The sequence below is a fragment of the Methanogenium sp. MK-MG genome (assembly GCF_009914725.1).
Lineage (GTDB): Archaea > Halobacteriota > Methanomicrobia > Methanomicrobiales > Methanomicrobiaceae > Methanogenium.
In genome coordinates this window covers 1-18,943 of the sequence record NZ_JAAAWJ010000020.1, presented here as the reverse complement: position 1 = coordinate 18,943, position 18,943 = coordinate 1, and the positions used below count along the sequence as shown (strand labels likewise).

Sequence of the window (18,943 nt, the reverse complement as noted above, 5' to 3'; positions counted from 1 at the left end):
CGGGGTAATCCATAGTATGATACTGTATAATTTCATCGTCCGGAAAAATATGTATTTCTTAATTTGGATTCTCATACAAAACAGATTATTTGTGGATTCGTTCTGATTTTTTCTGTGACAGATGTATGATGCCATCAAGACTGCATGCATCTGTTTCAATGATCAGTCTTTCGGTCTGTAGTGCATGATCAATAAATCCAACTCCTGCAGGAGTCCTGACGATGAGGGTCGTTTCGCCGTCCGGGCTTCCGACTGAACCTGCAGATATGTCAGCATCAACTGCGGTCAAATCCCCGCATGCCTGGCATCCTCTTCGCACGCAGTCTTCAAGGTCAGGCAGGGGTATTTCTCTGACTGTATTGTCTGTGCATTCGATGATCAGTTTACCCCGCACATCCAGTGTTGATATCTGCCAGGGCTCAATTGCCAGCTCACGCATTATTTTATCCCTGATGAGCATCTCATAGTCGAATGTTTCCGTACAGAAGAGCCCGACGATCAGGCGAATGGCTCTGCCGAAAGGTCTGAGCAGGTCATGGTCTGACGTCTTCATCATCCGCGCTGCAGAGACGGCACAGGGAACGCCGACGATGGCGATATGTTCCATCTTCTGTGTAATCACCGCGGATTTCAGCGCTGCCAGAGTGGGCACCCACCAGGCATATCTGCTGCCTGCCGTTGCGACCAATGCCTCCGTCTGTGTGATCACAACTGACTGCGGTCTCTGTGTCCACGGGTCTGCGGTCACGGTTACTACTGCATCAATGAGTCCTTCCTCAAGGGCGTTTACCAGAATTGCCGTTACTGCGCCACCGCTCTGTCGTTTCTCTACCGCAAATCCCGCGTGGGCAGCAAAGATATCTCTGTATTCGCCCAGACCGGTCTTTTCCACCCGGAATTTATCTTGCGTCGCGGTTCGCGGGCAGACGGCGTAACACGCCCCGCATGGCACACTGTCTGTTACTTCCTTGCAATAACCTGTCTGGACGGGGGAGTCTCCGTTTTCATCATGGGTGAATATGATGGCGTCTGCCGGGCAGACAGCAACGCAGGCACCACACCCTGAACAGATGCCTGTGTCCCAGACCTCTTCTTTCAGGTTCTCATAATTTTTCTCTGGCATTTTATTTCTCACTCCCAGCAATATTTTCCTGCAAACGGCCGGGCACTGGAAGGCCCGATATGTACATACTCATCACTGAACAGTTCCGGCTCATCCACACCAAACTCCCTACAGTATTTTTCAATATACGGCCGGATTTTTTGTCGGTCAGCTTCCGTAAAGGGTTTTTTCTCTGCACCGATGCCCAGGAGGTGGTCGGGCACCTCTCCCCGTATGTAGAGTTCCCCCCCGTGGATGCCTGTTCCCACTCCCCGTTCATCAACAGGGGGCTGCTTCCCACGTCCAAGGACAATGATAATACCTCCGGCCATATACTCTCCCAGAAATGCCCGGGCATATTCGCCTACGACAACGACCGGACATTTATCCTTATACTCCTTCATGTGGATGCCGCCACGGTATCCGATGCTGTCACGCACATACACCTCTCCGCCACGCATGGAATGGGCAACCGCATCGCCTGCGGTTCCGTGGATGTAAATTGTACCGCTGTCCATGGTGTTTCCGGGAGCGTGTTCGGCGTTTGCATGCACAATACAGGTCGGGCCTGACATAAACATGCAGAGGTCACCGCCGGGCACGCCATTGATGATGATGCGTACATCCTCGCCACGGAGGCCGTCTCCGATAAACCGCTGGCCATTGATATGATCAAGAATTATTTCTGTTATACCATCCTTTACTGCTGCACGTATCTCCTTGTTGAGGGGGGTGTAGTGCATGCCTTTTGCATCGATTGTCCGGGTCTTTTCCATCATGCATCAGCTCCGACGGTCTTCACGTCAAGGACCGAGAGGATGTTTTCATCAAGCATGTAGCCCCTGAGGCGGTCACGGTTTCCGCGCAGGCTTTCAATGGAGTTAATGCCTGCAGCACCCATCAGTTCTGATATTTCAAGCGTCCAGCCGTGTATCAGGTTTGACACGTTTTTATACATGATGTCAGGGTCAATCCGTGCGGTGAGGTCTTCGCGCTGTGTCGCAATGCCCCATGGACAGAGACCACGGTAACAGCTCCCGCATACCCGGCATCCAAGGGACACCAGTGCAGCTGTACCGATATAGACTGAATCCGCACCGAGTGCGATGGCTTTTGTCACGTCAGCACTGTCACGGATACCGCCTGATGCAATGACTGATACTTCATTCCTGATGCCCTGTTCGTTGAGTTTTGCATCAACGGCAGCGATGGCCGCTTCAATGGGTATCCCGACATGGTCGCGGAATACGCGGGGTGCTGAACCTGTACCTCCGCGGAACCCGTCAATGACGACGGCATCGGCAGATGATCGTGCAATGCCTGCAGCAATGGCCGCGACATTGTGGACTGCCGCAATCTTTACAAATACGGGTTTCTTCCATTCCGTTGCCTCCTTCAGGCTTCGGACGAGCTGGGACAAGTCCTCGATGGAATAGATGTCATGGTGGGGAGCGGGGCTGATGGCATCACTGTAGAGCGGAATCATTCGTGTCTTTGAGACTTCTTCGTCTACTTTTTCTCCAGGAAGGTGACCGCCGATTCCCGGTTTTGCTCCCTGTCCTATTTTAATTTCAATTGCCGCACCACGTTCGAGATAATCGATGTCAACACCAAAACGGCCGGATGCTATCTGGACAATCATGTTTTTTTGGTAGGGGTACAGGGATTTGTGCAGTCCGCCTTCTCCTGTGCCCATAAATGTTCCCACTTCAGATGCACCGCGTGCCATTGAAAGCTGGGCGTTGAGGGATATGGCACCATAACTCATGTGCCCTATCATAATGGGTGTTTCACACTTCAGGTTTGGTGCCAGTTCTGTAACAAGGTCTGTATCTCCCTCAGATGTCTTTTTGATTTCAATCTTGCGGGGCTTTTTCCCGATATATGTTCTGAGTTCTATTGGTTCGCGGAGCGGGTCGATGGATGGATTTGTGACCTGGCAGGCATCAAGAAGGAGACGGTCAAAGATTTGTGGTACATCGAGGGTATTTCCCATTCCGGTCAGGATAATTTTCCCCGATTGTGCCTGCGTATAGATGGCTTCGCGGGCCTCTCTTGACCATACCGGGTGTGAGCGGTAATCGACTGGTTTCTCTTCAAGGCTGATTGCGTCACGCGGGCACATGGCGATACAGCGGTGGCAACCGGTGCATGCACGTGAAATAATCTGGATCTTGCTGCCTTCACGGCGGAACGTTCCGTAGGGGCAGTTTTCAATGCAACGCTCACAGAGCATGCAGAGATCCATATCAATTGTTACTTTATACTTGGGGGGAACGCTTCCGACGGGCATTATTGTATCCTCCCGATGACCGGTTCTCCGGCGCGTGGCATCCAGATTCGGTCGGGGGATGGTTCCATCACACGGATGGCCGCCTCTTCACTTGACAGATACAGGCAGTCCCCTGCTTCTGCAGCGACAAGTGGACGGAGTTTGATTCTGTCAGTAATTCCTGCAATGCCTGCTGAGTTTGCCACAACAATGGCAAACGGCCCGTTCATCATGGCGGGGCTGTATGTCATTCTCAGAGCGGTATTGAATGTCCGTTCCTTTTCAGGCATTCTGTCAATATCATCCCAGAACGGGGGTGCAAGTGCTTTGAACGCCAGTTCTGCCGGAAGTTTGTGCTGTCTCTGGAGGAGGTCGGTTAAGTATGCGACCACTTCTGTATCGGTATGCATGGTGCATACGTAACCAAAGCTCTCCAGATAGCGTTTGTTTGTCCCGTATGATGTGATTTCACCGTTATGTACGACACTCCAGTCGAGCAGATTAAACGGGTGGGCACCTCCCCACCAGCCTGCGGTATTGGTCGGGTAGCGGTTGTGGGCGAGCCAGATATATCCTTCATAATTCTGAATGCGATAGAAATCGGCCACCTCCTCCGGCCAGCCAGCCGCCTTGAATATGGCAATATTTTTGCCGGTGGAGTAGATGAGTGCCCCGGGAATGGTGGTATTGACCTTTTTCATCAGGTAGACCAAGATGTCTTCTTCGGATGCCGTTGTACCGAGAGCTGAGACATTTGGTTTAAAGAAATATCTCCACGGTATGTGCCGTTTTTTCAGGTTGGGTTGTTCAAACGTTGGAATTTCTTCATCATGCGTTATGGTGCCCAGTTTGTCCAGTTCTTCTTCAACCGCTGTTTTTGGCCCGATTAAATCATCATAAAATACGTGGATAGCATAGTAATCCGCAAATTCCGGGAATGCTCCATAGACAGCATATCCTGCCCCTTCGCCATTACCCCTTTCATTCATTATGGAGAGTGCTTCTCTGACTGCTCTGCCATCCATTGGATTTTTCTTTCTGTTAATGACGCTGATTATTCCGCACATTGTTATCACATATTTTTTTAGAGATCTGTGGGATCTGATTTAAACTTTTTCCGACCGGGATTTGGTTGCTCTCTACTGTATGTGATCGATCCTAAATAATACCATAGCTTTATCATATGATCGATGGAAATTTCCTTCCTTCGTATTATGTTGATGGAATGGATATTTGCGTAATGAAGACAATAAAACGGGATTTTTCTTTTCGTTTCATTAAATCAGGAAATGGAAAAAATAGTGAGGGGGGAAACGAAACCGTTCAGCATTGCCAATGATCGCCCGGTAACAGGCGATCATTGGGTTGTATGATTATGTTCCCGTATGTCTGAAGATCTCACCTAACGTCTGGGTTTTTTTGCCGGTTTTGATCGTGCAGGGGTCTTCTCATCCACGGTTCTTTTTTTCATCAGGGATGGCATGCTCTTTGTGGATCTGACTGCATTCGGATACTTGCTGCGGATCTCTTTTTTTGCGCTCTGTTCCCTTGCACTCAGCCTCTTTTTGTTGATGTCCCGGTCGATGATCTGGAGTTTTCTTTCTTCCAGACGTTTTACATCATGTTCTGCAGGCGTAATCTCTTCGGTAATGGGATCATATCCCAGATAATACATCGCCGTAGAGCGGGTCAGGGGAGTCGGGGTAAACATTTGAATCTGGTTTTCATATAAACTATTTTTATTGAGAAACTCGATGGTCTCCTCTGTTTCCGCTTTTTCTTCACCCGGATGCCCGGCGATGATATATGGATTTACTTTCAGCGGAATACCCTCTTTTGTGGATATATTCCGGGCCCGTTTCAGAAAGTCTGCAAATACCTCAGGGGATGGTTTGCCCATCAGGTTCAGCACCCGTGCGCTGCCTGATTCCGGCGCAACCTTCATTCTTCCGGGTGTGTGGTATTTGATACACGCACGGATGAGTTCATCATCCATGAGTGCCGGGTCAAACCGGAGCCCTGAACTGATGAATACATGTTTTACGCCCTTGATACTTCTGGCCTCATTCAGGAGCTTAAGATATTCCTTTGTTCCTGAAACGAGATTTTTGCAGGCCTTCTCTTCCTTTAGGCAGTTGTGGTCACGGCACCCTCTTATGTGACAGGATGAGGCGTACATATTTGCCGAAGGGCCTCCGATATCCGTAATCGTGCCGGAAAATTTGGGTTTTGCTGCGATCTTTTTGATTTCCTTCAGAACGGATTGTTTGCTGCGGGACACAATCTCCGGGCCCTGGTGTGCGGTAATGGAGCAGAATGAACATCGCCCGTAGCAGCCCCGGTGCGACGTGATGGAATTCTCTATCATCCGGAATGCCGGGATGTCGGTGTACTGCGGATGGGGTGCACGTTCAAACGGAAGCGCGTAGATGGCATCCAGTTCTTCCTGCGTCAGCAGTCTCCGGGGGAACTGAACAAGGTGACGGGTGTCCTGTGGCTGTATCAGGGGATTGAGATCACGGTTTTTGTAAAACAGGGCAAATGCTATCTTAAATGATCTCTCCTTGTCTCTCACGTCGGCAAATGAGGGAAGCGTAATTGCTTTCGGGACGCCTTCAGCGGATTTTCTGATGACTGCTGTCCCCGGTATCTCCATTGTCTCCGGGCTCTGTCCATCTGACAAGGCCCGTATACAGTCGACGAGAGGGTATTCACCCATGCCGTATATCAGGATGTCGGCCTTTGCATCAAAGAGGATGCTTCTCCTCACCGAATCTGACCACCAGTCATAGTGCGCAATTCTTCGCATCGAGGCTTCAATACCGCCGATAATGATGGGCACTTCACGACAGACACTTTTGATCTGGTTGGTGTAGACATTGATTGTTCTGTCAGGCCGGATACGGTATCTTTTCCCGTCTCCTTTTTGTGAGAAATATGGCACTCCTTTTTCGCAGTATGCATCATCACCGCGGGGGATTTTCGATGCAGTATAGTTCATCACCATGGAGTCCATCGCTCCGCCGGAGACGGCAAAAGCGATCTTTGGCACTCCTAATGCAAGGAACGATTCCGGGTCTCTCCATTTTGGCTGGGATATAATGCCGACCCGGTATCCTTTGGATTCAAGCATTCTGCTGAGAGTAGCCATGGCAAATGAGGGGTGGTCAACGTAGGCATCCGGTGTAACAATGACTACATCGCACTGATCCCAGTTGCGCTGCTTCATCTCTTTTTTGGTCGTTGGAAGGAACATAGATTATTCACGTTTTTTCATTTTTTTGTGTGTGGTTATAACACCGGTTTTCTCTACACTGATTTTTCAGGCAACCATGCGGGGTGTTCCCGGTGGTATGCATTTTCTGTTTGAAAATTACTGCATACTACTATGTTGACTAATTAGAAGAATGTCTGCTAAACTGAATCGATGGTGTGGGTGCAGTGGAAAGGTATAGGTGAATCCGTTATCGTTCAGATAACAGATTTTTTAAAAAATTGGTGTATGGTATGATGGGTTTAGATCCAGCCACGGAGTTTCATTGCATCAACAACACGGGTTACTGCAACAGCGTATGCTCCCATACGCATGTTTACATTGTGGTTCTTTGATGCATAGAGCACTTCATGGTATGCCTTGGTCATCTTCTTGTCGAGGCGTTCATACACTTCCTCAGCAGTCCAGTAATACATGTACATGTTCTGGACCATCTCGAAGTATGATGCTGTCACTCCGCCTGCATTGCAGAGGAAGTCGGGTATGACATGCACTCCGTTATTGTACAGGATTTCATCCGCTTCAGGCGTTGTCGGACCATTTGCAAGTTCTGCAAGGATTTTTGCTTTAATATTTCCTGCATTATCTTTTGTAATTGCATTTTCAAGCGCAGCCGGGATAATTATGTCAACATCAAGCTCAAGAACTTCGTTGTTGGTGATAGTCTGGGTATTTGGAGCATTGATGACAGATTTGGTCTCTGCCTTGTGTTTTATTACTTCTTGGATGTTAAGGCCGTCCGGGTTGTAGACACCGCCTTTCGAGTCACTGACAGCCACAACTGTTGCACCAAAGAATTCCTGTGACAGTGTTGCAACAGATGAACCTACATTTCCAAATCCCTGGATTGCTATGGTTGTTTTTGAAAGATCAATGCCCAGTTCTTTTGATGCCTCACGAATGGTGTACATGCCACCCATTGCAGTCGCATCGCCACGACCGGCTGAACCGCCTGCTATGATCGGCTTGCCTGTAAGGACGCCGAACTGGTTTTTTCCGGATAATTTTGAGTATTCATCCATCATCCAGACCATGATCTGCGGGGTGGTATATACATCAGGTGCCAGGACATCAACATCGGGACCGATGAATTTCCAGATACGGTCGATATATGAGCGGCTCAGGCGTTCAAGTTCTCCTTCTGAGAGTTCTTTTGTATTGCAGATAATACCGCCCTTACCGCCTCCGAGTGGCAGGTCAAGCAGTGCACATTTCCATGTCATCCAGGCAGCAAGTGCTCTCACTGTATCGACTGTTTCTTCAGGGTGGAAACGGATGCCACCTTTCGCAGGGCCAAGTACATTGTTGTACATTACCCTGAATCCCTGGAACACGTTCGTCGTTCCGTCATCCATCTTTACCGGAACAGATACCTGAACCTGTTGCATGGGATTTTCAAGCATCCTTACAACATCATCTTCCAGATCCAGTAATTTGGCACATGCATAAAGTTGTTCCTGTGCCATTTCGAAAGGGTTGTTTTTTTGCATCTTATAACTTCTGGAATATTTTGATTCATTTGACGTTTTAAAAAATTATGCACTTAAGGGATGTACAGATGATGTGGTAAATGACCGGACTTATAATTTGGCCATAAATATTGTATCGAAATTAGTATATCTGAATATGTTATAAAAGATGTATGAAAGTTGGTATTATTGGAGGTACTGGTGATATTGGAAAAGGAATGGCCTTACGTCTTTCACAAAACCATGAGGTGATCATCGGTTCCCGGAAAGAAGAGAAGGCCACTTTGTCATGTGATGCATGTTGTCAGTGTCTGAGAGAACTTAATCTTCCCTTTAATCTTACATCCTCAACGAACCAGGGGGTTGTTGACAATTCTGACATTATTGTTTTCTCAATTCCTTTGGAAACGTTACAGATTACGATTGACTCATTAACCGGGCTTGAAGGAAAACTTGTTGTCAGCCTGATGAATCCGATGGAAAGAAAGGATCACTTCAGGTATGCACCTCCTGAAGAAGGATCTGCTGCTATGCAACTCCAGAAGATACTGCCGGATTCAAAAGTAATCTCCGCATTTAACAATATTCCGGCAAAACAATGGAGCCAGATGTCAGAAATACTGGATTATTCTGTTTGTGTCTGTGGTGATGATGAAGAGGGTAAAAAAATCGTTATGGAACTGGTGAACTCCATATCTGAATTAGAGGCCCTTGATGCAGGACCCCTTGCAGTTTCAGCAACAGTGGAAGCAATAACCCCGCTTGTGATTAACATCGCAAAATACAACAGCATGCGTGATGTGGGCGTCTACTTCAGGTGAAAACTATATTTTTTTAAGTTAATCTGCCCTGATGAACTCTATGTGAGACAGACACAATAAAATACGATTATTTTTGGTAATCCGGCATAGATTCTGAAACAGGATCTCCATAATCTTCAAGCCATTTTGCATCCGGGTTTTTGTTAAAGACCATCAGTTTTCCAATATTGTTTTTATTCTCTGCCTGGTGATATTTCATGTATGTATATTTGTTGTCTGTCGCAATGATCTCAATTTTACCGGATTTATGGGACATAACATATTTCACTCTCTTGGCCAGCCCGGAGCAGTTTATTTTAGCCTGTTCAATTATTCGGTATGCTTCTTCAACCGGAACGGAGAAATGCTGGTTGCCTGTTGTGGGCCTGCACTGGAAGATGTAGTATGGTGAAACACCGATAGCTGCAAGTTTACTCAGGAGTTCTCCGAGCACATCGGGGTCATCATTTATCCCACGGAGTATTGGTGTCTGGTTTGTTGGTTTTGCACCTGCTTTTGTCAGAAGATCAATTGCTTCTACTGCGGCTTCTGTCAGTTCCCTCGGGTGGTTGAACTGTGTCATTATGTAAATACGCTTGTCTTTTGTGCTGTATTTTTCAATCATTTCGAGGAGGGCAGGGTCACCTGTGATGCGGTATGGATCATATGCAGGCATCTTGCTTCCGATTCTGATGATTTTTACGTGTTCAATCTCCCGTAACTGTTGGATAATCGGTTCCAGTTTTGATGTTGCCAGCATCAGGGGATCTCCGCCGGTCATCAGAATATTTGAGATCTCAGGATGATTTTTTATATATTCAATATTTTCAGGAAGATTTTTTATCATCTCTGACTCTGACTCTGCATCCATAAAGATACGTTTCCTGAAACAGAATCTGCATATCCCGCCACAGACCTCACTCACCAGCAGTAATGCGGTCGGACCATATTTATGCTGGACACCGGGAAGTACCGTATTACTGCTTTCAGTTGATGGATCAAGTTCTCCCCATTTGTCAAGTTCATCCTGTTCCGGAAAAATGATACGTCGTATCGGGTCATTTATGTCTGCCCAGTCAATGAGTGAGAGGTAATATTCACTTGCCCTGAATGGAAACATTTCTTCAACCTGTCTGAGTTTTTCGGCATCATCTTCTGAGATTTCTTTTATGTCATCAATTTTTGTTATGTATCTGGTATGCGTCATCTGTTCACCTGATTTTTAGATATGGGTCAATGGAAAAAGGAATGGGTTTATGCATCAAAGATACGGTAACCTGACTATTATGTCTATGATTGTTACTTTATTAACTTTGGCCATATAAAATGAATGATGGAGGATATTGTAAATATATAGTGATTCAGGTCATCTTATAAAATGGTTTGGCCATTTTATTCCAGATTCACTGTAGATGTATCCACATATGCTGCATTTCCATGATGACATCATATCCCCCGGGAGTGTGCCGGTTAACCGTCCGTTACCAGATAAAAAAGAGACGGTTCTTCAAAAAGGAGGGAATATTTAACTGAAAGATCATTCTGATGCAAATGCTTCTGTCTCAAGCATAAGATTCCCAAATATTATTTTTTCAAGGATCTGTGCAGCATACTTTATCTTCTGCATCTCATCGCTGTCTTCATACCGGTGTATATCTGCATACACCTGAAGGCGCACGAGTCCGAATCGGAAATGGTCCAGTCCATCTCCTTCCAGTTTAATGGCTTTATAGTATATTGGTTCAATTGACTGGGGCAATATCTCAATATTTTCAAGACAGGGTATAATCATCTGGTATATGTCAAGTACCTCGCCATTTCCGGAAATGATCCCGATATAGTCCATGAAATATTACTCCTTTGTTGACGGTGCTATTGGTTTCTGATATTGATAAATATCCGCATTGCAGTGTCAGGGGAAAAAAAGAAAAAAATGTATTACTCTTTCAGTTCTTTGAGAATGTTGTCCATTACCGCATCAACTTTTTCCCATGTTGCCTGATGCTGTTCATCCCCTGCTTTTCTGAGAATGAATGGCCGACCCTCATCGCCTGCCTTGCGCATTTCAGGATCGATTGGTATTGAACCGAGGTACGGTACTTTCAGTTCCTCTGCAGCTTTTTTGCCTCCTCCCTTTCCAAAGAGGTCAATTTCATCACCACAGTGCGGACAGACCATCCCGCTCATGTTTTCAATGATACCGATGACACGCAGATCAAGCTGTTGAATGAATTTAACAGCCTTTGTCGAATCCATCACGGCAACATCCTGTGGGGTTGTGACAATGACCGCACCATCAATATTGGGCGCGAGCTGTGCAATAGCAAGTGCCTCATCACCGGTACCGGGCGGGAGGTCAACGATGAGATATTCCATATCCCCCCAGTTCACATCTTCCAGGAACTGTTTGATTGCGGTAAATTTCATTGGACCGCGCCAGACAACCGGGCTGGAGGTGTCCGGGAGTAAAAAGGCCATTGAGACGACACCGAGTTTTCCTGTGAGGCGTACTGGTTCAATCGTTTTTCCGTCACGTGATTCAAGGCGTTTGTCTTCAATACCCAGCATCTTAGGGATGTTTGGTCCGTGAATGTCAAGATCAACAATCCCTGTGTCATATCCCTTATTGGCAAGTGACATGGCGAGATTTGTTGCGACAGTGCTCTTTCCAACTCCTCCCTTGCCTGAAAGAACGAGAATGATGTGCTTTACACTGATCTCTACCCGCTGTATGCCACTGGTCTTCTTCTCTGGATCCGTACACGTGGACGCGGTTGCGCATGATGAACAGTTTCCATCGCATGCCTGTTCTGAATTTTCGGTATTTTCTGTCATAATATTCTCCTTACTGTATTCATGAATGATTTTCTTTCATTCGACCTGCATAAATCTATATATGTTCTCAATACTCAGACTGATATATTTGCTTATTTTTTTGTCATTAAAATGATGTCTGAAACATCACGGGTTTATTCTGTTTTTGTATTCCGAACCCTGTCAGGGTTGATGAAGGGTTTTATATCCAGAACGGGGTATTATCGATTGCATCCAGTCCACGGACGGTTAAGACCGTTCCACTGATCTGAACGAGATCGACCAGTTCAAGGGCAATGGGGTTCGGGCGTCCCGGTGACCTGATGGAAAAGACACCCCGTTCTCCAGTCTGTCCCGGTGGTGTTGCCCTGAGCAATGAACGTTCTGCCCTGTCAAACCAGCAGAGAACAACGAGTTGTCTGCATTGCTCAATTGTGTATAATGCATCCCTGTATTCCGGGAATATATGAATCTCAGATAACTGATCCGAAAGCTGTCCCTGCCGGGGTGCATCACCAGGCGTTGTATAGGGTGATCTGACAATTCCTACAGGTTTGAGCTTTATTTCTGGTATGCTGACGATATCTTCGTCAAATGGTGTTGTATCGCTCTTTTGCATCCTGTCAAGCGTCTCATTGCACATCCTGTCAGCGATGCTGATGTTTTTATTTGAGCGCGGCACATTTTCAAAAGAGACCGAATCAAATTTTTTGACGATTGCAATTGTTTTCATATACAGGTCTCTCAGGCAGCGATCTCTGACCTTGTATTCACCTCTGAGCTGACGAATAATCAGCTGACTGTCGGAGTAGAGAAGAATATTTCTGAACCCCTGCTCTTCTGCATCTGAGAGTGCATGTATCACTGCGTAATATTCGGCCTGATTGTTTGTTGCATATGCACAGTACCCTGAATTCCTTGTTTCGATTATTCCATTATTCAGTATAATGTAGGCCCACGCTGATCTTCCCGGATTCCCGCGCGAGGCGCCGTCAGTGTATATTACAGCAGACTTGTCCTTCATGTTCAGAGGTGTATTGTTAAACAAGATATTTAATTCGATTACCGGACGGGTGTGTTGTTTGTCTGTAATCTTATTTTTAAAAGAGTCTGATCGTGTTTTTGCTGCAGAATTCAGTTATGTCCTGAGTGGATAATTGTCGTCAAAAGGACCTTTATTCTTTAAGTTCTCTCCGGACGCATCTGCATATGTCACAGATGGTAACACTGCTGTCACCGTTGATGAGTGACCAGGCCCACCGGTCAATTACTGCATTAAGATCCTCTGATATTTCGATGCATTTGCATCCGCGTTTTCTGCTGACATACTGGGATACGGCAGCAGGGGTCAGGCCCATATATCCTGCAACGCATTTCTGGGTAAGTCCTCTCTGGATTACCATTCTGGATACGACTTCGGCCCGTATCTGTGGCAGATACAGACGTACCATCTCATCACAAATCAAAATGTCACAGGACGGCTGCTTCATGCAGTTGCCTTCTGCGTTTCTTCAGAAGTCAGTACGTCCTTGATCTGATAGAGAACCTGACGGGCGTCTCTGAAGTTGAATTTCTCGATGATAAGTCCGCTCTCTTTTAGTTTTTTTATTGCATACCTGACCGTTCGTGGTGAAATATCTATTTCCTGCGTCACCTGCTTGAATGTCCTTGCCTGTCCGTCCTTCAGAAGAGCCAATACCCGCTGGGAAGATGGGGGGAGCCGCACTTTGTTAACGCTGTTAATGGCTTGCATATTATATAATTAACGCCGTTAACATATATACCTGCCGTCAACTGCCCACGGCTAAAGTCGTGGGCTTCCTGCCCGCTTTTTTCGTAAGATCTGTGTTTTTTTGTGCGGTTCCTTCCGCTGCTGATGGCAATGAAATTTCTGAAGCATTTATACCGGGCACAAAGTGTGTGCCCGAAGAGAAATGCACTTCTGATAACAGAGAGAACTGATACATATGGTCAGGCTCGACAGAATTGAATGTGTAAAACTTCTGGTTTCTGTTGGTGCCGGAATGATCGCAGGGAATGTTGCCCGGAATTATTCTGGTGACGGGATTGCCGGTTTCTTTGCGACCGTAGTTGTTCTGGTTATTGTATATAGTGCACTCGATGTTGCAGACCGAGCATACATGCACAGGAAAAAAAATAGTTGACTCCGGGCTTTGCTGAAAGAAAGACATAATGCAACTGATTGCACACAGGGATCGTCTGTGCGGGGGTATTGCCCTGTCTCTGATCTGACTACCTGCGTATGACCCTTATTATGAGGGAAGAGGATATCGTCCGGCATCTGGCGGATGATGGGACCATATATGAAACTGTCCGGGACGACCTGCTCAGGGATCTTGAACGTGACAGGGAAGCCCTGGAAAAGCATGTGTATAATATATTCTGAACTTTTTTTGTGTATGCCTGTGTGGTATCATACCGGAAATGCTTTTGACATAGGAGATTAAGAGAAAATTAACGCATGAAACAGGGATATATTCAGGTCTACACGGGAGAGGGTAAAGGAAAGACAACGGCGGCTCTTGGTGTTAGTGTCCGGTCTCTTGTTGCCGGATACCGGGTGTATTTCGCTCAGTTCATCAAGGGGGTGCAGACAGGGGAGCTCTCTCTTCCGTCGCATTTCCCGGAATTTACTATTGTACAGTACGGGGAGGGGCGGTTTATCGAGGGGCAGCCGGAAGAGAGTGACATCATCGCTGCCAGAGAAGGGCTGGATGTCTGTGCTGAAATACTCCGGTCGGGTGAGTATGACCTTGTCGTCCTGGATGAGATCAACGTGGCACTCTACTACGGGCTATTTGAACTCTCAGATGTGATGGCCGCTCTCACCGGCAGGGCTCCTCATGTTGATGTGATCTGCACCGGAAGGTATGCACCACCTGAATTAATTGAGGCAGCCGATCTTGTCACGGAGATGAAAAAGATAAAACATTACTATGCGGCCGGTGTGCGGGCCCGCAGGGGTATTGAGTTTTAATCCGCTCTGTCGGGGTCTTCCGGCAGAAGACCCCGTGCAATGATACGTGCCACACGCACGGGTTCGGGTATTTTTCCCTGAGCGGTAAAGATATTGCAGGCATGGACGGCATCTGCAAGGGAGATGCCTTCTGCACGAAGATATACGGTCTCACCTGTTGAGAGCTGGCAGGTCTTTCTTTTTCCTAAGGAGAGGTATGCTGCAAGTCTTTCCTCATCTCCGGGGAAGTGGTGGCTGATGTCATCTTCAAGGCCGGGTGAATCTTCATATGTGACCGATATGACCGGAAGCCCTGTCTGTTGGTGCAGCTGCATGATGTTGATGACATTAAACCAGGAGATGACCGTGCCACCCAGCATGATGGCCTGTATGTCGTCCCGTGCAAGGCGGTTCCATATGGCAAGGACGGCGTCTGTTGCGTCCATGCCTCCGACGGTGGCATGTGAGAAGGTGCAGCCGTCGATGATTCTGTCCCGCCGCATGACAATACCACAGACGAGGGACTGTTCCCGTCCGCGGTAGCTCTCTGCGATTCCCAGTATCCGGATGCCTTTTTTCTCGAAGTGAAGCATCTGTTCTGATCTCCTCCTCTCTTATTCCCCCCTCTTTGATCCCCTATTCTCTTATTTCTTTCTCTGCAGGAATATGGCGCCAGCCCCTATTGCAAGAATCACTACGGCGGCAATGATGATCAGGGCATCGGGTGCTTTGTTTTCATCATAGAGTCTCTGGGCGGTCTTCAGGTTTTCTTCGGGAGGTATTGCATCAGGGTAGGGGGCGATATATGCGTCCTGTGATTCCGTTGCCTTGGTGAGTATGAAGACGGCATCCGAATACTTTCCCAGTTGTATGAGTATCATGCCCTTGGTATTGAGGTAATTGATGTGATCGGGCCTGAGGATGAGAGCGGTGTCAGCGGCAACCAGGGCATTTTTCGGGTCGCCTTCTCCCAGGAGGCCTGATGCGATGATATTGTATGCACTGGCGTTACCCGATTCGAGTTTGAGGGCAGCTTCCGCATCCATTCGTGCATTATGGTAATCGCTGAGCGCCAGGTAGGTATATCCACGGTTCAGGTATGCCGCGACATTGTCAGGATCTTTCTCAACAGCAACGGATGCCGCAGCCAGTGCCTCGTCATACTTTCCCATCTTCCTGAGGGAGTATCCCCATTTGCACCAGACATCGGCTGGCACAGGATCGTCTGTCTCATCAATCTCATCTTTCTCAGCATTCCGGGTGATCAGTTCTGCATACGCAGCGGCCCGCGGCCAGTTGCCTTCATCGAATGCCGCGTCCATCGTTGCAATGGCTTTGGTGACATTCAGTTCAGCGGGGACGGCGGTGAGGCCGGGAGTGGCTGCGAGGGTTGGGTGGACGGCTATTATTGCTAATCCTGCGATGAGGAGGAGTGCCAGAATTACGGGTATATTGGTTCTCTTATTTTCGGTATTTTTCATTGTTAGAAGTTCAGTACACGGGTGGAAATAAATAGGTAATGAATGGGTTTGGCCATGATGGTAGGTCAGCGTGATCGCATAGACGTGCTGCCCGGTTCGTTTGATTACGATCCCGGATTATATCCCCACCGTGTGCGTGAATCTCTGACGAGAGCGTCCGCGGGATGAGGCAGAGGGGAACAGGCCCGGCCCTGATGCTCTTCCCTGCAGCAGCCGTGGTGTTTATATTTTTTGCCGCCGACCGTTCATCGGCAGTTCCCGACATCCCACTGTTGGCGCAGGATTTTGTGGTGGGGCTGCCCTCTCCTGTCAGCGCTGCGGGTCGCATGTCCGCACCTCCCTGTTCGGCATCACCAGCCGTGATCTTCCTTCTGCGATTCGATTCTCCCGGACACGCACTGATGGCTGGTCAGGGCGGGAATTCAGGCCGGTTTTTGTTTCGTTTTTTCGATTTCTTCGTTCTCTTTCATGGAGAGAATCTCCTGTGCACGATTGTTTTATGCACAGAAACAGAGGGGATGGCAGATGGCATAAAGAAAAAGTCTGCGTGGTGAAAGGGAACAGATAAGCGGCACGGGAAGACGGTGATTACCCGTGTCTGGTGGAACGATTCATGATGGCTGGAAGTGCGGAGCGATTCCAGAGTAATTGTAGTAATGTCAACAGAAGAGGATGGAAATCTAAAATCCTGTACTGACACATCAATCCTTTTTTAGTAACCCTCTGCTCACCCTCTTTGACCCCACGGTGTCGGACTCTCTGTTTTTTACCCCCTGTTTTGGGGAATTGGGGGGTGGAATGGACGTATTTTCTGCTCTTTTTTACTGCCGGGAAATGACGGCTGTAATACCTGTTATTTGCTAAAATGAAGATTTATTGCGGACTAATAAGGGGTCGCTATTGGCGAATATTTTGAGAGGATGTGCATGTCGTCTCCGGCTGAGAAAGGCCCTCTCCGGGCTTCTGTGTGGACGCGTTTTCCGGAGTACAGGCCCTTTTTGGGGGTTATTTAAGCGTTGCTTAACCAGATGCCGGGCATTTGCCCCGATGACGAGTATACTGCACCGCCGTTACCGGGATAACGAACGGCACATCCTGTGTCCGTCATCTGGAATATGAACCCGGTGGAGTTTTCATCAGATTGGTGCATCTGTCTTCAGTCACTAACTGAGTCATATAATGGGAAGATATTCACCCTCTCCTATCCGACGGAGTTCGTATGTACAAAAAATTCCGCCGTCTCCTCTGGAAAATAATGATTGTAATTCTTCTCTTTCTCAATATGTACAAGATTGCCGGAACGGAGTTTATCAATGTGCCATGATATTGTGGGTCCGGATACTTTTGTATATTCCGAGATATCTTTTTTCGTGCAGCCGGGATGTGCAGTTATATATCCAAAAATATCACGGGTGGTCTCACCGTCCAGAACAGACATGGCGAGCTGGCATTCAGGGCTGTATTTATGGTGATTTTCAAAGTAATGCCGTTGTTTCGTTATTTTTTGGGAAATGATGATCCCTTCCCGTTCCAGGATTTCCAGATGGTGCCGCAGGGAACTGCGGTTAATTCCGGTTACCGTCTCCATTTCGGTTGCTATTATGCCGGGATTTTTCTGTATTTCCTCATAAATTTTTGTTCTCCGTTCATTCTCCAGAATAGTTTTCTTTTCAATCTGACGAACACCGAGAAAAGCACCTGATAGTATTGCGAGGAGACTGCCGAACGGTATTAGAATCGGGATATTTATTGCAATAAATGAGGTGATATGAGATTTTAACGGAAGTTCCCACCATTCGACAACATACACCACATCTTCTCTGGTAAGATCCGGTGGGTCTGCACTTGGTGTGACAATAATATTTGAGTGTACTGAAGCCTGATTGGCATAGGCAATGATCACAATACATACAATTGTAATGATTGTCCCTTTCAGATCCATAATATATTATATAAAAAACGAGGTATTTAGTTTGCCGGTATTACAACAATGAGTAACTGACAGATGATCCAAAAACCTCTCTCCCATATACCCTGAGTTCCCAGTCACCCATGGGAAGAAAGCCTGAGGACGGTTTTATGTCAATGTCAATCACGCCGTCCTTTACCGAACTATCGTACAGGTCAGTGTAGTGTCCGACAAAGTTGTCACCCGGTTTATATACATACAATTCAAGATCTCCAAAGTGTTCATCCCAGGTCAATGTAACGTCAATTTTTGACGTAAAGGGCCAAACGTACCTTGAATGGACGATCATCTCTCCCTGGGTGATCTGGTTTTGTACTTTTGAACCTGAAAGATCGGGATTGTACTCGTCAACCGAAGGTATGACGATAATATCACCCGTCTCAACTTTTTCCATCACATCGCCCGCTGTTGCAGGTGCAATGAACAGTGCCGCAAGGAGAAGGACTGCCAGTAAAAATGAACTCTTTCCTGCCATGACTATGAGATTATAAATTTATGGTATATTGCTGTTCTGGCCACATCATCTAAATGGGTATTTCTATTTAGACGATTTGGCCTGAAGAGGTTATGTATGATGAAGTGAAATGATTTTTCGGTGGATCTGATTCTTCCTGAAAATGGGGGGGGATTGGTCTGCCTGCCGTAAAAAGTAAAGAGATGATAAAATGAAAATGAAAAAAGGAATAACAGGCTGGGACACAACCCCAAAAGTACTTTAACCTATAAAAACCCGAGATATATGTAAGGAATCCTGAATGACGGATTCTTTGAGGTTATTATGGCTC

Annotated in this window: 20 protein-coding genes; 4 read left to right on the top strand and 16 right to left on the bottom strand. The window is 47.1% G+C overall.

The genetic code is table 11. The features are described from left to right. Positions 1–85: 85 nt before the first annotated feature. From MKMG_RS04880 to MKMG_RS04855, 6 genes are all read right to left on the bottom strand, one after another. A complete protein-coding gene (locus tag MKMG_RS04880) occupies positions 86–1,123 on the bottom strand; it encodes a Coenzyme F420 hydrogenase/dehydrogenase, beta subunit C-terminal domain (protein ID WP_165076268.1) in 1,038 nt (345 codons plus the stop codon). An 8-nt stretch (positions 1,124–1,131) separates the two neighbouring features. Next, entirely contained in the window at positions 1,132–1,878 is a 747-nt protein-coding gene (locus tag MKMG_RS04875; RefSeq protein ID WP_165076286.1) for a hypothetical protein, read from the bottom strand. Further along, on the bottom strand, positions 1,878–3,395 hold the full coding sequence (locus tag MKMG_RS04870; RefSeq protein ID WP_165076266.1) for a glutamate synthase-related protein: 1,518 nt from the start codon (positions 3,393–3,395) through the stop codon (positions 1,878–1,880). Before MKMG_RS04870 ends, MKMG_RS04875 begins: the two co-directional genes overlap by 1 nt. After that, on the bottom strand, positions 3,395–4,441 hold the full coding sequence (locus MKMG_RS04865; protein ID WP_165076265.1) for a glutamine amidotransferase family protein: 1,047 nt from the start codon (positions 4,439–4,441) through the stop codon (positions 3,395–3,397). Before MKMG_RS04865 ends, MKMG_RS04870 begins: the two co-directional genes overlap by 1 nt. 335 nt (positions 4,442–4,776) lie before the next feature. Beyond that, the gene (locus MKMG_RS04860; protein ID WP_165076263.1) at positions 4,777–6,630 is read right to left on the bottom strand and encodes a YgiQ family radical SAM protein; all 1,854 of its coding nucleotides are present in this window, start codon (positions 6,628–6,630) and stop codon (positions 4,777–4,779) included. 260 nt (positions 6,631–6,890) lie between these two features. After that, positions 6,891–8,114, bottom strand: a complete 1,224-nt coding sequence (locus MKMG_RS04855; protein WP_254059089.1) for a Glu/Leu/Phe/Val dehydrogenase — start codon at positions 8,112–8,114, stop codon at positions 6,891–6,893. 176 nt (positions 8,115–8,290) lie between these two features. On the opposite strand from MKMG_RS04855, the gene npdG reads away from it, so the two are divergent. Next, positions 8,291–8,938, top strand: coding sequence for an NADPH-dependent F420 reductase (gene npdG, locus MKMG_RS04850; RefSeq protein ID WP_165076260.1), 648 nt, complete (start codon positions 8,291–8,293; stop codon positions 8,936–8,938). A 67-nt stretch (positions 8,939–9,005) separates the two neighbouring features. On the opposite strand, the gene MKMG_RS04845 is transcribed toward npdG, so the two are convergent. The 6 genes from MKMG_RS04845 to MKMG_RS04815 form a co-directional block, all read right to left on the bottom strand. Beyond that, complete coding sequence (locus MKMG_RS04845) at positions 9,006–10,124, bottom strand: KamA family radical SAM protein (protein ID WP_165076258.1); 1,119 nt, start codon at positions 10,122–10,124, stop codon at positions 9,006–9,008. 330 nt (positions 10,125–10,454) lie between these two features. After that, the gene (locus MKMG_RS04840) at positions 10,455–10,763 is read right to left on the bottom strand and encodes a hypothetical protein (RefSeq protein WP_165076256.1); all 309 of its coding nucleotides are present in this window, start codon (positions 10,761–10,763) and stop codon (positions 10,455–10,457) included. Positions 10,764–10,855: 92 nt separating this feature from the next. After that, positions 10,856–11,752: an Mrp/NBP35 family ATP-binding protein gene (locus MKMG_RS04835; protein ID WP_165076254.1), complete on the bottom strand. Its 897-nt coding sequence runs from the start codon at positions 11,750–11,752 to the stop codon at positions 10,856–10,858. Between the two features lie 181 nt (positions 11,753–11,933). Further along, positions 11,934–12,755, bottom strand: a complete 822-nt coding sequence (tsaA, locus tag MKMG_RS11540; RefSeq protein WP_254059088.1) for a tRNA (N6-threonylcarbamoyladenosine(37)-N6)-methyltransferase TrmO — start codon at positions 12,753–12,755, stop codon at positions 11,934–11,936. Positions 12,756–12,906: 151 nt separating this feature from the next. Next, the gene (locus tag MKMG_RS04820) at positions 12,907–13,182 is read right to left on the bottom strand and encodes a transcriptional regulator (protein WP_254059087.1); all 276 of its coding nucleotides are present in this window, start codon (positions 13,180–13,182) and stop codon (positions 12,907–12,909) included. Positions 13,183–13,217: 35 nt separating this feature from the next. Then, on the bottom strand, positions 13,218–13,484 hold the full coding sequence (locus tag MKMG_RS04815; protein ID WP_165076251.1) for a helix-turn-helix domain-containing protein: 267 nt from the start codon (positions 13,482–13,484) through the stop codon (positions 13,218–13,220). 214 nt (positions 13,485–13,698) lie between these two features. On the opposite strand from MKMG_RS04815, the gene MKMG_RS04810 reads away from it, so the two are divergent. The 3 genes from MKMG_RS04810 to cobO all read left to right on the top strand — a co-directional run bounded on the left by MKMG_RS04810 (position 13,699) and on the right by cobO (position 14,729). Continuing rightward, complete coding sequence (locus MKMG_RS04810) at positions 13,699–13,896, top strand: hypothetical protein (protein ID WP_165076249.1); 198 nt, start codon at positions 13,699–13,701, stop codon at positions 13,894–13,896. A gap of 98 nt (positions 13,897–13,994) precedes the next feature. Then, positions 13,995–14,138: a hypothetical protein gene (locus MKMG_RS04805; protein ID WP_165076248.1), complete on the top strand. Its 144-nt coding sequence runs from the start codon at positions 13,995–13,997 to the stop codon at positions 14,136–14,138. 75 nt (positions 14,139–14,213) lie between these two features. Further along, positions 14,214–14,729: a cob(I)yrinic acid a,c-diamide adenosyltransferase gene (cobO, locus tag MKMG_RS04800; RefSeq protein ID WP_165076246.1), complete on the top strand. Its 516-nt coding sequence runs from the start codon at positions 14,214–14,216 to the stop codon at positions 14,727–14,729. Here cobO and MKMG_RS04795 read toward each other — a convergent pair. From MKMG_RS04795 to MKMG_RS04780, 4 genes are all read right to left on the bottom strand, one after another. Next, positions 14,726–15,301 carry a DUF99 family protein gene (locus tag MKMG_RS04795; protein WP_165076244.1) on the bottom strand — a complete coding sequence of 192 codons (576 nt, stop codon included), beginning with the start codon at positions 15,299–15,301 and terminating at the stop codon, positions 14,726–14,728. The genes cobO and MKMG_RS04795 overlap by 4 nt on opposite strands. Positions 15,302–15,352: 51 nt before the next feature. Beyond that, on the bottom strand, positions 15,353–16,189 hold the full coding sequence (locus MKMG_RS04790; RefSeq protein WP_165076243.1) for a tetratricopeptide repeat protein: 837 nt from the start codon (positions 16,187–16,189) through the stop codon (positions 15,353–15,355). A 1,201-nt stretch (positions 16,190–17,390) separates the two neighbouring features. Next, positions 17,391–18,131, bottom strand: a complete 741-nt coding sequence (locus MKMG_RS04785) for a winged helix-turn-helix transcriptional regulator (RefSeq protein ID WP_165076242.1) — start codon at positions 18,129–18,131, stop codon at positions 17,391–17,393. A gap of 40 nt (positions 18,132–18,171) precedes the next feature. Next, a complete protein-coding gene (locus MKMG_RS04780) occupies positions 18,172–18,633 on the bottom strand; it encodes a hypothetical protein (protein WP_165076240.1) in 462 nt (153 codons plus the stop codon). Positions 18,634–18,943: the final 310 nt, after the last annotated feature.